The organism is Ottowia sp. (assembly GCF_046348305.1).
GTDB lineage: Bacteria > Pseudomonadota > Gammaproteobacteria > Burkholderiales > Burkholderiaceae_C > Ottowia.
On sequence record NZ_JAXMEM010000005.1, the window covers coordinates 157,838 to 172,395 of the forward strand.

The following is a 14,558-nucleotide window of genomic DNA, read 5'->3' on the forward strand; positions in this document are numbered from 1 at the left end:
GTCAGTCGGGCCAGTGGCCTTGTGCGGCCGCCAGTTGCAAGCGCGATTCGAACTGGCGTGCCTGGCCGGTGAGCGGATCGGTGAAGGCGATGGCGCGCGCCAGCAGTTGCAGCGGGCGCTGCCAGTCGTCCACGCCCGGGGCGTGGCGCACCTCGGGGTAGAACGCATCGCCCAGAATGGGCAGGCCCAGCGCGGCCATGTGCAGGCGCAGCTGATGGCGCTGGCCGGTGACGGGTTGCAGGCCGTACAGCGCGTGCGGCCCCAGCACGCGCAGGCGCCGCATTTCGGTCAGGCTGTTGGGCGCGCCGGGCAGCTCGCGGCTGATGAAAAAGCGCTCCGGGTCGGCCTGCAGGCGGCTGGCGTGCTGGCGCGGAAAGTCCAGCTCGGGTCGATGTGCGGCGACGGCCTCGTAGTGCTTGCGCACGGCGCGGTCGCGAAACAGCGCCTGATAGGCGCCGCGCGTGCGCGCCTGCACGGCAAACACCACGAGGCCGGCGGTGTCGCGGTCGATGCGGTGCACGGGGCTCAGCTCGCGCAGGCCCAGGCGCTGGCGCAGGCGTGCCAGCAGGCTTTGGCGGGCAAAGCGCCCGCCGGGGGTGACGGGCATGAAGTGCGGCTTGTCGGCGACCACCAGCCATTCGTCTTGATGGAGCACGGTTTCGGGGTGCGGCAAGGCGGGCTCGTTCGCCTGCCAGCGCCAGTAGTGCAGGCGCCGGCCGGTGGGGCAGGGCGCGTCGGGCGCCACAGGCTGGCCGGCGTCGCCCAGCACGTCGCCGGCCGTCAGGCGCGCGTGCCAGTCTGCGCGGGACAGTGCGGGCAGGCGCTCAGCCAGAAAATCGAGCACCGTGGGCCAGGGGCCGACGGGAACGGCCACGGCGCTGGCGGCCACGCCCTCGCGCAAGGGCAAATCAAGCGTGCGCGCAGGCCGGCTCACCGGCGCTGAAAGACCAGGTCCCACACGCCGTGGCCCAGGCGCAGGCCGCGCAGCTCGAACTTGGTGAGCGGGCGGTAGTCGGGGCGCGGCGCGTAGTCGGCAGCGGTATTGGCCAGCAGGGGCTCGCCCGAGAGCACGGCCAGCATCTGCTCGGCATAGGGCTGCCAGTCGGTGGCGCAATGCAGATAGCCGCCCGGTGCCAGGCGCAGCGCCAGCTCGTGCACGAAGGCCGGCTGGATCAGGCGGCGTTTGTGGTGGCGCTTCTTGGGCCAGGGGTCGGGAAAGAAGATGTGGATGCCGGCCAGCGTGCCGGGGGCGATCATGTGCCGCAGCACCTCGACCGCGTCGTGCTGAATGATGCGCACGTTGCTCAGTTGCAGCGCGTCGACCAGCTTGAGCAGCGCGCCCACGCCGGGCTCGTGCACTTCGCAGCCGATGAACAGCGTATCGGGCTTGAGCGCCGCGATGTGCGCCGTGGCCTGGCCCATGCCAAAGCCGATCTCCAGCACGGTTTTTAAATGAATCTGGCCTCCAGCGCCCGTTGATCCTGCGCAGGCAGCTACCAAATCGATAGTATTCGGGTCATAGGGCAGCACGTAGCGCGGGCCCAGCTCGCTGAGGGCGCGGGCCTGGCCCGCGGTCATGCGGCCGGCGCGGGTGACGAAGCTGCGTACCGCGCGCGGATGCGCCACGTGCGCGCCGCTGTCCTCGGGCGGGGTCATGCTGCGCCGGTGTCGGGTTCCGACGCGCTTTGCAAAAATGCCTCTGTCGCGCCCACCTCGTGCTTGCGCAGCGACAGCGAACCCTTGCGCTCGCCCGGCATGGCCGCCGCGCCGGCGGCGTCCTGGTAGCGCGAGTGCTTGCGCAGCACCGACACCAGTTGCGCATACACCCGCGGCGTGGCGGCCAGGCATTCGGCCTGCTCCAGCGTGTCGCCCACCTCGCCGGTGAAGTTGCCGACCAGCCCCCCGGCCTCGGTCACCAGCAGCGAGCCGGCGGCCACGTCCCAGGGCTTCAGCCCGGTTTCGAAAAAGCCGTCGGAAAAGCCGGCCGCCACATAGGCCAAATCCAGCGCGGCGGCGCCCGGGCGGCGCAGGCCGGCGGTGTGGCGCATCAGCTCGCCCATCAGGCGCAGGTAGCCGTCGAAATCGTCGCCCTTGCGGTACGGAAAGCCGGTGGCGATCAGGCTTTCTTGCAGGCGCGTGCGCTTGCTCACGCGGATGCGCCGCTCGTTGAGGAAGGCGCCGCGCCCGCGCGTGGCGGTGAACAGGTCGTTGCGGGTGGGGTCGTACACCACGGCCTGCTCGACGCGGCCGGCAACCGCCAGCGCGATGCTGATGCAGTAGACGGGAAAGCCGTGGATGAAGTTGGTGGTGCCGTCCAGCGGGTCGATGATCCAGACGTGGTCGGAGCGCGAATTGCCGTGCGTGCGGCCGGACTCTTCGGCGTGGATGCCGTGCTGCGGGTAGGCCGTCAGCAGGGTTTCGATGATGGCGTCCTCGCTGGCGTGGTCGATCTCGGTGACGAAGTCGTTGGCGCGCTTTTGCGAGATGCGCACGGCCTCGATGTCGAGGGCGGCGCGGTTGATGATGGCGCCGGCGGCGCGGGCGGCCCGAATGGCCACGTTGAGCATGGGATGCAGGGAGGACGACATGATTTGTGTGAAGAGCGGCGCCGGGTGCGAGCCCCGGCAAGACCGCGCCCGATGGCGGCGGCAAAGTGCGTATTTTCCCATGTCTCGGCGGCCCGCGTTCAAGGGCCCGCGCCCTGTGGCCCAGGCCTTGAAACGGCGGCGGCCAGCCCCATGTCCATGGCAAGCGGCAATGACGCCGCGCATGTTCAGGAGCACAGCATGACCTATCCCATGATTCGCAACAGCCTGTTCGACGACTTCTTCCGCGATGTCGCGCCCGGCTTTTTCATCAAACCCCTGCACGGCGATGCATTGCCTCGCGCCGCGCAGATTCGCATCGACGTCAAGGAGTCGGACGGCGGCTACACCGTGCAGGCCGAAGTGCCGGGCGTCAGCAAGGACGACATCCACGTGTCGATCGACGGCGGCGTGGTCACGCTGCGCGCCGAGATCAAGCAGCAAGACAGCCAGGCCAACGGCGACAAGCTGCTGCGCAGCGAGCGCTACTACGGCATGGTGTCGCGCAGCTTCCAGCTGCCGGCGGACATCGATCAGAGCCAGTCCAAGGCCAAGTACGACAACGGCGTGCTGACGCTCACGCTGCCGAAAAAGCAGCCCGGCGCGGCGCAGCGCCTGACCATCGAGTGACGGCTTGAGTCACGCCCCGGCCGCGGGGGTGCCGCGGCCGGGGATCGATTTGCACGCCATTTCCACGGCGTTTCAACGGCTTGTCCACAGACTTGTCCCGTGACCGCGCGGGCCGGAGCGCGTAGCATTGGCGGCTTGCTTTTTCGGCTTGCCCATGTCCACCGTTCTTGATCCCGGCTACCTCGCGGTGGGCGACGACGCGCCCTTCGATCGCCAAGTCGCCCAACTGCGCATTCCCCCCCATTCCATCGAGGCCGAGTCCAGTGTGCTGGGCGGCCTGCTGCTGGACAACGGCGCCTGGGACCGCGTGGGCGACGTGCTGATCGACACCGACTTCTACCGCTACGAGCACCGGCTGGTGTATGCCGCCGTGGGCAAGCTGGTGAACGAAAGCAAGCCGGCCGACGTGATCACCGTGCACGAGGAGTTGCAGCGCCAGGGCAAGGGCGAGGAGATCGGCGGGCTGGCCTACCTCAACGCGCTGGCGCAGTACGTGCCCAGCGCCAGCAACATCCGCCGCTACGCCGAGATCGTGCGCGAGCGCTCCATCCTGCGCCAGCTGGTGAGCGCCAGCGACGAGATCGCCACCAACGCCTTCAACCCCAAGGGCCGCGCGGTAGCCACCATCCTGGACGAGGCCGAGGGCAAGATCTTCAAGATCGGCGAGCAAAGCTCGCGCATGAAGCAGGGCTTTCAGGGCATGGACAGCCTGGTCGTGCAATTGCTCGACCGCGTGCAGGAGATGGCCGACAACCCCAACGACGTGACCGGCGTGCCCACGGGTTTTTATGACCTGGACCGCATGACCGCCGGCCTGCAGGGGGGCGATCTGGTGGTGCTGGCCGCGCGCCCGTCCATGGGCAAAACCGCGTTTGCCATCAACATCGCCGAGCACGTGGCGCTGAACGAGGGCCTGCCGGTGGCGGTGTTCTCGATGGAAATGGGCGCCTCGCAGCTGGCGGTGCGCATCGTTGGCTCCATCGGCCGCATCGACCAGAGCCATTTGCGCACCGGGCGCCTGACGGATGAGGAATGGCCACGCCTGACCGAGGCCATCGAGCGCCTGCGCAACGTCAGCCTGCACATCGACGAGACGCCCGGCTTGACCCCGGCCGAGCTGCGCGCCAACGCCCGCCGCCTGGCGCGCCAGTGCGGCAAGCTGGGCCTGATCGTGGTGGACTATTTGCAGCTGATGACCGGCAGCAGCAGCGGCGAGGAAAACCGCGCCACCGAGCTGGGCGAAATCTCGCGCGGCCTGAAGGCGCTGGCCAAGGAGCTGCAGTGCCCCGTGATCGCGCTGTCGCAGCTCAACCGCTCCGTGGAGCAGCGCACCGACAAGCGCCCCATGATGAGCGACTTGCGCGAGTCCGGCGCCATCGAGCAGGACGCCGACATCATCATGTTCATCTATCGCGACGACTACTACAACAAGGACTCGCGCGAGCCCGGCGTGGCCGAGATCATCATCGGCAAGCAGCGCAACGGCCCCACCGGCACCGTCAAGCTGGCCTTCTTGAAGCCGCTTACGCGCTTTGAGAGCCTGGCGGCGGGGAGCAATGACGACTATTGATGTTGTTGGGATTCTGGCCGGCGTGTTTCAAGCGTTGTCGGCTATAAAAATAGTGGTTTTCAAACAACCGGGATCAAGAAAAAAGCCGCGAGCAGTCGCGGCTTTTTGCTGCATCTTGAGCGCGTTCGTCACATCACTTTCGCGATGGATTGGCACACATAGTCGATGTTTTTCTCGTTCAACGCCGCCACGCACATGCGCCCCGTGTCGGTGCCGTAGACGCCAAACTCGTTGCGCAGGCGCACCATCTGCTCCTTGGACAGGCCCGAGTAGCTGAACATGCCAATTTGCGTGGTGATGAAGCTCATGTCCTGCTTCACGCCCGCGGCTTTGAGGCCATCCACCAGCTTCTTGCGCATGGCCTTGATGCGGGTGCGCATGCCGGCCAGTTCCTGCTCCCACTGCGCGCGCAGCGCCGGGTCGCCCAGCACCGTGGCCACCACCGCGCCGCCGTGCGTGGGCGGGTTGGAGTAGTTGGTGCGGATCATGATCTTGAGCTGGCTGAGCACACGCGCCGCCTCGTCCTTGTCGGCGCACAGCACCGACAGCGCACCCACGCGCTCGCCGTACAGGCTGAAGCTCTTGGAGAACGAGGTCGAGACGAAGAACGTCAGGCCCGCGGCGACGAATTTGCCGATCACCGCGCCGTCTTCGGCAATGCCCTCGGCAAAACCCTGGTAGGCCATGTCCAGGAAGGGGGTGAGGCCGCGCGCCTTGACGGCGGCAATCACCTGGTCCCACTGCGCGGCGCTGATGTCGTAGCCCGTGGGGTTGTGGCAGCAGGCGTGCAGCACCACGATGGTGCCGGGCGCGGCGGCGTTCAGGTCGGCCAGCATGCCCTCGAAGTTGAGTGCGCGCGTCGCCGCGTCGTAATAGCGGTAGGTGCCCACCGCAAAGCCCGCTTGCGTGAACAGGGCGCGATGATTTTCCCAGCTCGGGTCGGAGATCAGCACCTTGGCCGTGGGATTGAGATGCTTGAGAAAGTCCGCGCCGATCTTCAGCGCGCCGGTGCCACCCAGGCCCTGCACCGTGGCCACGCGGCCCGAGCGGTAGGGCTCGGATTCGGCGCCGAACACCAGCTTCTTCACGCCGTCGTCATAGGCGGCGATACCGTCGATGGGCAAGTAGCCGCGCGGCTTGGGCGTGGCCATCATGGCCTTTTCGGCGGCCTGCACGCATTGCAGCAGCGGCAGCTTGCCGTTTTCGTCGAAGTACACGCCCACGCCCAGGTTGACCTTGTTGGGGTTGGCGTCGGCGGCAAATTGCTCGTTCAGACCCAGGATAGGGTCTCGGGGTGCGAGTTCGACGGAGGTGAATAGAGACATGAGGAGAGCCTGTAGAGAGTGCTGAAGACGATGGAGTGCCTGCGGGGAGCAGGCTTCGATTTTAGGCCGTCACTAAGGCCCTCACGCGACCAGCGCCGTGCTCCACGGGCAACGGTGCCAAAGCAGCAGCATGCCGAGCCCCAGTAGTGACAGGCACGCCAGATTGGCTCTGGAGCAGCCCTGCCAACCAAGCAGGTCGCCAGAAACCGAGACCCTGTGCGAGAAGGCGGGCATGGTGACGAATCTGAGGTGGACAGCGCGGACGAACAGACCCAAGCCGCCATCGAGTCGCTGTGGCGGCTTGCGCAGTGGTCGCGCGTGAAGCGGGTGCTAGGGGCGAGAGGGCGTTGGAGAGAGCGCTTTCCAATCAAGTGGAGATCAGTCATCGGGGTGCATATTCATTCTTGGTGCACCAAGGCGTTCCGAAAGATCTACGGAAATTTTCCGAAGAGTGCTGATGACTCTATCAATGTTGCTTTCGGTAGCCTCACTTTCTATAAGACTGAGAGCCAGACCGGCTATGACTTGATTGGAAAAATCCCGGATCCCAACGCCCAAGCAAAACATTCCCTCTCGTATCTGGCCATTGTCAAACGATATTTCAGATTTGCGAATCTGGTGTATTTCGGTCAACAGTTGATCGATATTCGAAACACTGCGATTTGTCATCTTTTCCGGCCATTCATGATCAAAGCGAAGACGTATTTCTTCATCTGTCAATGCTGACAGCATAATTTTGCCTGTCGCGGTAAAGGCGGCTGGTAGATGCATACCCATTTTGAATGTAAATCCGAGTGGCCCTCTGCTATTCCGGCAGGAAAGATAGACAACATTGTTTCCGTCTAGAACGCTCAGGGTAATTGTGTGATCGTCGAGATCGCTGTAATCAAGCATGACGTGCTGAAATTCCTGGACCAGGTTCGTCTGGTTCAGGAAGGCATGCGCCCAGTGCATGATCTTTGGCCCTATTTGATAGGTGCCATCGGTGGCCTTCTTCAGCAGGCCGAGTTCCTGCATCGTCAAAAGTAGCCCATGTGTCGTACTTTTGGGCAGATCGAGTTTTTTCGAAAAATCCGCAGCTACAAGAGACGTGGGACTGGACGCTACAGCATCCAGGATCAGTGCGCTGCGACGAAGAGCAGGGGTGTCGTAAGCAGATTTCATGCCAATTTTGCTAGGGAATGTACCAATTGATCGGCGGTAACGTCCTTCATAGAGTGACGACAGTTCACTTTGCGGGACAAAGTTCATTGTACTGAACTTACGGAAAGTCTGGAAAATTTTTTATTGAGCTGCCGTCGGTCTCTGGCTTTCGCATCTCGGCGCACCTTCATCTTCCAAGGCGACGTTCGTCGTCGGGTCGATGGGGATTCACAGAGATGGGGTTGACCATCGTATCCAGTTGATCGAGGGTTCATGAGTATTTCCGATAAAGATCGCCATAGATTCGCGTGGAGAATTTGATGGTCGATTTCATCAGATCGAGCAACACATAGAAATTTCATGCCAATGACCAGCAAGCGCAAGATCAAACTGGATCAGCAATCGATCGTTTTTGTAATTTCTCTCGTAATTTTTTGCTGTTTTTCAATTTTTCTCTCAAATTTTTTTACTGTGGGAAATCTGGTCGCCATGATGCGATCGATTTCGGTGTTGGCTATACTTGGACTGGGCATGGCTATTGTCGTGATCGGGCGTGGTATTGATTTGTCCATGGTGGCTTTGATGGCTGTGCCAAGCGCCTTGGTGATGACGATGGTGGACAGCGGCGATGGACTCGTATTTTCCATCGCGACTGGGGTTTTGTTTGCAATCATCGCTGGCGGGATCAGCGGCCTGTTGGTGGCCTATGCTGAAATTCCTGCTTTGTTTGTCACGCTCGCCATGGGCTTGGCACTGGCGGGCTTGGGGCAGGTGGGAATACTAAAGGCGGACATGGTTCCTTGGTCCGACGGAATGAATCCTTTACGTTGGATCGGCGGATCGAGCGTGCTGGGGATCCCAAGCAGCATCCTGGTTGCTGCATTCATGTTCATTGCTGTCGGATGGTTTCTCAAAAGAACCAAAATCGGCAGATTCATTTATTCCATCGGTGATAACCCGAGCGCTGCGCGGACTACGGGTATATCTGTGCGTCCGATCATGGTTCTGCAGTATGTGCTCTCAGCGTTGATCGCATTGCTTGCGGGCTTCGTAATGGCGGCGTCTAACAACCTGATGGATACGAGAATTTATAATCTTTCGTTGATTTACGATGTGATTCTTGTTGTGGTACTCGGCGGCATCGGCTTGTCCGGCGGTCGCGGCGGAGTCTGGAGCGTGCTGGTGGGTACCCTGCTCGTGGGTATTGTTTTCAATGGAATGACCATCATGAATTTCCCCTTGGATATCCAAGATTTGTTCAAAGGGATCATCTTGCTCATCGCTATTGCCGTGGATAGTTTTTTAAACCCGAGAAACGAGGAGGCGGCGCAACAAGGGGATATTTAATCACGCTGACGAACCCCAATTTCACATTCTGGTTGATGAATTGGTTTGAAAATTTGCAAAGGAGATGCAATGACTTTGTTTAAGAAAAAATCCCGCCGGGGCATGAAATCGCTTGTCGCCCTGACCCTTGCCGCCATCGTCGGCATGATCGGCGTCGCCCACGCGCAGGACGGTGCGATCAAGGATCCTGAACGCACGCGCTACTATGAAGTATTCAAGAACAAGCGGGTCGTTTTCGTCCCGGTGTTCATGGGACTGGATCTGACCGAGGGTTGGTCCAAGATGATGAGCGTACAGGCGAAGCGGCTGGGCTACAGCTACGAAGTAAGAAATGCCAATTTCGATACGTCGGCCGGCGTTCAGATCCTCACACAGTTGCTCAATGAAAAAACCAAGCCTGACGTGGTCGTCATCCAGAATCCCGATGTGACCTCATACGCCAAACTGGAAAAGCAGATGGAGGACGCGGGTATCTACGTCATTCAACTGAACATGAAGAGCCTGACGATGACCACCGGCTTCGCCGGCGCCGACGCCACCGTCATCGGCGAGACCCAGGCCGATTGGGTCGTTAAGCAGTGCGGCCCCAACACTTCGCGCAAGGTACTGATTCTCAACGGCCCGACCACGGCTCCTTGGACGGTGTACATGCAGGAAGGCTACAACAACGTATTGTCCAAGAATCCGGACATCAAGGTCGTTGCGCGCCAATCGATCGGCAATTACGACTCCTCGAAGGCAAAGTCGATCACCGAAGTGACGCTCAAGCAACATCCCGATCTGTGCGCCATCATGGGCGTGTGGGATATCCCGGATCTGGCCACAGGTGCGGCTGTCAAGGACGCCGGAAAGTCAGGGAAGGTGCTTGTCTCCACCAGCGGTGGCGGCGGTGAGGTGGCCTGCAAGGGCTTGCAGACCAAGGCATTCGATCATTACGTCAGCTACGACGTGCCAGGCCAAAGCCGTGACGTCAACGACCTGATTCAGATGGCCCTGCAACTGCGTGAAAAGCCAGGGAAGACCAAGGTTGCGCATTACACACCGCTGTCCGTCCTGACGCAGGCTGATGTGTCCAGCCACAAGTGCTGGTCCATCGACTCGCTGAAATAAATCAACGCCGAAGGCACCCGCCGGGACGCCTTCGGCTGCTTGAGCTTCGGCGCCCTTTTAAATCAGCTTGATGCTTTTCAATCAAGCGCGATGAGTTTTGCCTTCAACAAAATCGACTGACAGCAGATATGTCAATGGAAACATCTGACGCATTCAATAGATTGCGCTACAAATATTGGCCTGATCGCGCAATAGGTGAATTGCTCTCCAAGAACTGGATGGAGACTGCGGTTCCATTGTTGGTGCTGGTGCTGGTGATTTCCGCATTCGCTTCGATAGTCGAGAATTTCCTCTCTTTCACGACGATTTCTGGATTTCTTCAGGAAGGCAGTGAACTGGGCTTTATCGTCCTGGGCATGGCGGTGGTTCTGGTTGTTGGTGGCATAGACCTGAGTGTTGGGTCGATCTACGCGATCTGCAACGTGTTCGTGTTGTATCTGATTCACGTTCAGGAGTGGCCGGCCTCTGCCGCTATTGGCGCTACCTTGTCGATGGGAGCTGCTCTGGGGGCAGTGAACGGTGTCCTCATCGGCTATCTCAAGCTCCGTGCCTTTCTCACCACGCTTGTGACATTGATCGTCTTGCGCGCCATTTATAACCTGATCCAATTCAAATGGGCGGTCGGTATTGCCTCCACCTTGCCAGAGTCCGATCTTTGGAGTTACCTTGGCAGCGGCAAGATACTCAATCTTCCGGTGGCCACCTGGATTTTTTCTGTCTTTGCCATTGGCTTTCACCTTTTCCTGACGCGGATGCGCGGTGGCTGGCGTCTGCTTGCTGTGGGTGGTTCGCGTCGCTCGGCCTACAACTCGGGCCTACCCGTGAATCGCATCGCGGCATTGGCATACGTGGCCTCTGGCGTTTTTGCCGGTATCGCTGCCGTCCTGTTTGGTGCGCGGGTGGACAGCAGCAGCGCGGACACCGGCCTGGGGCTGGAGGTCGTCGTGCTGGCAGCAGCCTTGCTCGGCGGTATTCGCCTAGGGGGCGGAAAAGGCTCGGCAATGAAGGCCGTGCTCGGGACCCTGATCATTCTGATTGTCACCAACAGCCTGCGTGGCCTGGCCGTGCAGGCGGGTTATATCCGCATCGTCCTGGGCGTGATCATGATCGCCGCGGTGACCCTGGACATTCGCTGGTTCAAGAACCGGGGCAAGGCCATTCGCGAGTTGTACGTCAGTCCCGGTTATCTCCCGCTACCGCAAGCGGCCTCGATTGCACCCGGAACGCCCTATGCGGTCAACAACAAGCTTGGCCACATCGAACTGATTGGCCTGGGGCAGGTCGAGTCGCCCGAGGACGTGATCCTGGATGCCGATGATCATCTGTACTGCGGCACCCGCCACGGCGACATCATGAAATTCCATGCGCCGGATTACACCCAGATGGAGGTGTACGCCCACATTGGCGGCCAGCCACTGGGGATGGCCTTCAGCGCCAGCCGCGACTTGTACGTCTGCGTGGGTGGCATGGGGCTGTATCGGGTCCGGCGCGCCAATCGGGCCGTGGAGAAGGTCACCGATGAGACCAATCGCTCATGGAACACCGTCAACGATGACAGCCGCTTGCGCCTGGCCGATGATCTGGACATCGCACGCGATGGCCGCATCTTTTTCTCTGAGGCGACCATTCGCTACGAGATGAGCGAGTGGCCGGTCGACAGCCTGGAAGCGCGGGGCAACGGCCGCATCATCTGCTACGACCCCAAGACCAACAAAACCCAGACGGTGCTGAAGGATCTGATCTTCCCCAATGGCATGTGCATGGCGGGTGACGGGCAGTCCTTGCTGTTTGCCGAAAGCTGGGCCTGCCGCATCAGCCGCTATTGGTTCGACGGCCCCCAGAAGGGCAAGGTGGAGGTGGTGATTGCGGATCTGCCTGGCTACCCTGACAACATCAACCGCGCCTCGGACGGCAATTTTTGGGTCGCTCTGATGGGCATGAGGGGGCCGTCCTTCGATCTGGCGATGCGCTGGCCCGGATTCAGGCGCCGCATGGTCAAGCGTTTGGGGCAGGACGAATGGCTATCGCCCAACATCAACGTCGGCTGCGTCATCAAGTGCGATCTGAAAGGGACCGTTCTTGAATCGTATTGGGACAAGAGCGGCGAGAACCATCCGATGATCACCTCGATGCGCGAGCACAAGGGTTATCTCTATCTAGGCGGGATTTCCAACAACCGTATTGGGCGTTTGCGCCTGGATGGCGCGGATCCGCAGTTCATCCAACATCCGACCAGCGCAGGGTAAGTCATGCTGAAACAACTCAAGCGCGCGCGCGACCGTTTTTTCGGCATCGGCGAGGCGGATACTTCGGTGCCGGTTCTCGATGGCCCCCTCAAGCCCAATCACCTGCTCGAAGAGGCGGCGGTATTTTTTGAAACCGATCACCTCGAGGATCTTTGCGTGACGGCCGATGACCAACTGGTGGTGGCCAGTGGTGCATCGATGCTGGTGCTGGATGAGGCGGGGAAAGCACAAGCAATCGCCACGCTGGACCAGCCGATTCAGGCGCTGGCGGTATGCAGAAACGGGCTGGTGGCGGCGACCAGCAACACCCTGCACTTCATCGGCGGATCGCTGGGTGGCAAGCAATATCGGCTGCCTGATGCGTCGTTTGTCGGATGCATCAACGCAGTGTGCGAACATCCTGACGGATCCATCGTCGTGAGCGAGGGCTCCAGCAGGCATGAGTATGGTCAATGGTCCAGGGATTTGCTCAGCGACGGCAACAGTGGACGGGTGTTGCAATATTTCCCCGAACGCAACGAGCTGAAGGTCCTTCGGCAAGGCCTCAGATTCGCCTATGGTGTGCTGGTGGATTCCAGGGGGGCTATCTTCACCTCGGAATCCTGGGCTCACCGCATTGTTGAGGTGGGGCAAGCAGGCGTTCGCGGCGTCTACCAGGATTTGCCGGGTTATCCGGCGCGCCTGACCCGCGCCCGTGCGGGCGGGTACTGGCTCGCCGTGTTTGCCCCGCGCAACCAACTCGTGGAATTCGTGCTGCGCGAGACCGGGTTCAAAAAAGCGATGATGGAGCAGGTGGAGCCTAATTACTGGATTGCACCGGCGCTCCATTCAGGAAACGACTTCTTCGAGCCGATGCAACAAGGCGGGGTGCGTCAGATGGGGATTCTCAAGCCCTGGGCACCGGCGCGCTCCTACGGCTTGGTGGTTCGCTTGGACGCGGATTTTCAGCCGCAATATTCATTGCACAGCCGCGTCGGCGGATTGCACCATGGCGTCACGGCGGTGACCGAATACCGCGGGATGCTGCTGGTCTTGTCCAAAGGGGCCGGCAGAGTCTTGCATCTCCCGCTGTCGGACGTTCAATGATGGATATCGTTATGACGCCAATTTTTGAATTCAAGGGCATCACGAAAAAATACGGCGGCGTTCCGGCGGTCGAGTGCGTCGATTTCACCTTGAACAAGGGCGAGGTGCATGCCATATGCGGTGAAAACGGCGCTGGCAAATCGACCTTGACCAAGATCATGGCCGGCGTGGTCGAGCCCACCGAAGGCGCGATGATCCTCGATGGCAAGAAGGTGCACTTCCGCAACCCGGTGGAGGCGCAGAGCGAAGGCATTGCCATGGTGTTCCAGGAGACCAGCCTGGTGCCGACGATGACGGTGGGACAAAACCTCTATCTAGGCAAGGAAAAACTCTTCAATCGCCTGCGCGCAGTCTACATCGCCTCGCAGCAATTGCTGCAATCGCTCAACTTCAACGTCGATCCCACCAAGATCGTGAGCGAATTGGGTGCCGCACAAAAGCAGATGGTGGAAATCGCGCGCGCTGTATTGCACAAGGCGCGGGTCATCATCTTCGACGAACCGACCGCGACGCTGACCCCCGAGGAGAAGCGCTATTTTTTTGACCTGATCCGTAGTTTGAAGAGCAACGGCGTCTCCATCATCTTCATCTCCCACGCATTGGAAGAAGCGCTGGAAATATCCGATCGGATCACCATCATGCGTGATGGCAAGTTGATCATCACCGATGAAACCGCCAATTTCGACCGTGAAAGCATCATCCGCGCCATGGTGGGGCGAGACCTCTCCAATACCCTATACGGCAAGAAGGAGATTGTGCGTCCCGCGGGCAAGCGCGTTCTCAGCGTGCAGAACCTGCGCATGGGCACCATGGTCAGAAACACCTCATTTTCGGTGTTTGCAGGCCAGATCACCGGTGTATTCGGTCTGATCGGATCGGGGCGCACGGAAACCTTCAAGGTGGTCGCGGGCGTGGTCAAGCGCGACTACACCCACGGCGGCAAGGTGATTTTCAACGATCAGCCTGTGCGCTACCGGGTGCCGGCCCCTGCCGTGGCGGCGGGCATTGCCTACATCACCGAAGACCGCAAGGTCGACGGTTTTTTCGAGACCATGTCCATCGCGCGCAACATCTATGCGGGCGTGCTGGCCAAGGAGCACCTGGAGCGGTTTTTGACCTCGAGTGCCGAAGAAAAGAAGGTCGGTCAGGAATGGCGCGAAAGGCTCAACGTACGCGCGGTGACGGCCGAGGCCAACGTCATCGAACTGTCGGGCGGCAATCAGCAAAAGGTGGTGATCGCCAAGTCGCTGATTCAGAACCCCAAGCTGGTGATCTTCGACGAACCCACGCGCGGTGTCGACGTGGGGGCCGTGGCGGAAATTCACGAAATCATCCGCGGGCTTGCCGACAAAGGTCTGGCGGTGGTTGTCATTTCCTCCTATCTACCGGAAGTCATGCTGCTCTCCGACCGCATCCTGGTATCTCGCCAAGGGCGCATCGTCGAAGAATTCAATGGTCTGGAGGCGACGGAGGAAAAAATCATGTATGCATCCATCCATTAGCAATCGTCATGGTG

Annotated in this window: 12 protein-coding genes; 7 read left to right on the forward strand and 5 right to left on the reverse strand. The window is 60.7% G+C overall.

The window, feature by feature from the left end; translation table 11 throughout:
- Position 1: 1 nt before the first annotated feature.
- The 3 genes from U1F38_RS06780 to U1F38_RS06790 are packed head-to-tail and all read right to left on the reverse strand — an operon-like array spanning position 2 to position 2,588.
- The gene (locus U1F38_RS06780; protein ID WP_409986294.1) at positions 2-934 is read right to left on the reverse strand and encodes a pseudouridine synthase; all 933 of its coding nucleotides are present in this window, start codon (positions 932-934) and stop codon (positions 2-4) included.
- Positions 931-1,656: a tRNA (guanosine(46)-N7)-methyltransferase TrmB gene (gene trmB / locus U1F38_RS06785; RefSeq protein ID WP_409986295.1), complete on the reverse strand. Its 726-nt coding sequence runs from the start codon at positions 1,654-1,656 to the stop codon at positions 931-933. Before trmB ends, U1F38_RS06780 begins: the two co-directional genes overlap by 4 nt.
- Positions 1,653-2,588 carry an inositol monophosphatase family protein gene (locus U1F38_RS06790; protein WP_409986296.1) on the reverse strand — a complete coding sequence of 312 codons (936 nt, stop codon included), beginning with the start codon at positions 2,586-2,588 and terminating at the stop codon, positions 1,653-1,655. The genes trmB and U1F38_RS06790 overlap by 4 nt, the downstream gene beginning before the upstream one ends.
- Positions 2,589-2,786: 198 nt before the next feature.
- Between U1F38_RS06790 and U1F38_RS06795 the strand changes: the two genes are divergently transcribed.
- Together U1F38_RS06795 and dnaB are read left to right on the forward strand one after the other, a co-directional pair.
- Positions 2,787-3,215, forward strand: coding sequence for an Hsp20/alpha crystallin family protein (locus tag U1F38_RS06795; RefSeq protein WP_409986297.1), 429 nt, complete (start codon positions 2,787-2,789; stop codon positions 3,213-3,215).
- A 154-nt stretch (positions 3,216-3,369) separates the two neighbouring features.
- Positions 3,370-4,785 carry a replicative DNA helicase gene (gene dnaB, locus U1F38_RS06800; RefSeq protein ID WP_409986298.1) on the forward strand — a complete coding sequence of 472 codons (1,416 nt, stop codon included), beginning with the start codon at positions 3,370-3,372 and terminating at the stop codon, positions 4,783-4,785.
- 128 nt (positions 4,786-4,913) lie between these two features.
- On the opposite strand, the gene U1F38_RS06805 is transcribed toward dnaB, so the two are convergent.
- Together U1F38_RS06805 and U1F38_RS06810 are read right to left on the reverse strand one after the other, a co-directional pair.
- Positions 4,914-6,110 (reverse strand): amino acid aminotransferase, encoded by a 1,197-nt coding sequence (locus U1F38_RS06805; protein WP_409986299.1) that lies wholly within the window; start codon positions 6,108-6,110, stop codon positions 4,914-4,916.
- Between the two features lie 378 nt (positions 6,111-6,488).
- Complete coding sequence (locus tag U1F38_RS06810) at positions 6,489-7,274, reverse strand: IclR family transcriptional regulator (RefSeq protein ID WP_409986300.1); 786 nt, start codon at positions 7,272-7,274, stop codon at positions 6,489-6,491.
- Positions 7,275-7,613: 339 nt separating this feature from the next.
- Here U1F38_RS06810 and U1F38_RS06815 point away from each other — a divergent pair, with 339 nt between their 5' ends.
- The 5 genes from U1F38_RS06815 (at position 7,614) to U1F38_RS06835 (ending at position 14,544) form a co-directional block, all read left to right on the forward strand.
- The gene (locus U1F38_RS06815; protein WP_409986301.1) at positions 7,614-8,600 is read left to right on the forward strand and encodes an ABC transporter permease; all 987 of its coding nucleotides are present in this window, start codon (positions 7,614-7,616) and stop codon (positions 8,598-8,600) included.
- A 69-nt stretch (positions 8,601-8,669) separates the two neighbouring features.
- Positions 8,670-9,710 (forward strand): sugar ABC transporter substrate-binding protein, encoded by a 1,041-nt coding sequence (locus tag U1F38_RS06820; RefSeq protein WP_409986302.1) that lies wholly within the window; start codon positions 8,670-8,672, stop codon positions 9,708-9,710.
- 134 nt (positions 9,711-9,844) lie between these two features.
- Positions 9,845-11,956, forward strand: coding sequence for an ABC transporter permease (locus U1F38_RS06825; RefSeq protein ID WP_409986303.1), 2,112 nt, complete (start codon positions 9,845-9,847; stop codon positions 11,954-11,956).
- A 3-nt stretch (positions 11,957-11,959) separates the two neighbouring features.
- Entirely contained in the window at positions 11,960-13,042 is a 1,083-nt protein-coding gene (locus U1F38_RS06830; RefSeq protein ID WP_409986304.1) for a strictosidine synthase, read from the forward strand.
- Positions 13,039-14,544: a sugar ABC transporter ATP-binding protein gene (locus U1F38_RS06835; protein WP_409986305.1), complete on the forward strand. Its 1,506-nt coding sequence runs from the start codon at positions 13,039-13,041 to the stop codon at positions 14,542-14,544. Before U1F38_RS06830 ends, U1F38_RS06835 begins: the two co-directional genes overlap by 4 nt.
- Positions 14,545-14,558 lie beyond the last annotated feature (14 nt).

Coding starts and splice junctions, on each gene's coding strand:
- trmB (WP_409986295.1), bottom strand. CDS start 1,656: ATGACCCCGCCCGAGGACAGCGGCGCGCACGTGGCGCATCCGCGCGCG.
- U1F38_RS06790 (WP_409986296.1), bottom strand. CDS start 2,588: ATGTCGTCCTCCCTGCATCCCATGCTCAACGTGGCCATTCGGGCCGCC.
- U1F38_RS06795 (WP_409986297.1), top strand. CDS start 2,787: ATGACCTATCCCATGATTCGCAACAGCCTGTTCGACGACTTCTTCCGC.
- dnaB (WP_409986298.1), top strand. CDS start 3,370: ATGTCCACCGTTCTTGATCCCGGCTACCTCGCGGTGGGCGACGACGCG.
- U1F38_RS06805 (WP_409986299.1), bottom strand. CDS start 6,110: ATGTCTCTATTCACCTCCGTCGAACTCGCACCCCGAGACCCTATCCTG.
- U1F38_RS06810 (WP_409986300.1), bottom strand. CDS start 7,274: ATGAAATCTGCTTACGACACCCCTGCTCTTCGTCGCAGCGCACTGATC.
- U1F38_RS06815 (WP_409986301.1), top strand. CDS start 7,614: ATGCCAATGACCAGCAAGCGCAAGATCAAACTGGATCAGCAATCGATC.
- U1F38_RS06820 (WP_409986302.1), top strand. CDS start 8,670: ATGACTTTGTTTAAGAAAAAATCCCGCCGGGGCATGAAATCGCTTGTC.
- U1F38_RS06825 (WP_409986303.1), top strand. CDS start 9,845: ATGGAAACATCTGACGCATTCAATAGATTGCGCTACAAATATTGGCCT.
- U1F38_RS06830 (WP_409986304.1), top strand. CDS start 11,960: ATGCTGAAACAACTCAAGCGCGCGCGCGACCGTTTTTTCGGCATCGGC.
- U1F38_RS06835 (WP_409986305.1), top strand. CDS start 13,039: ATGATGGATATCGTTATGACGCCAATTTTTGAATTCAAGGGCATCACG.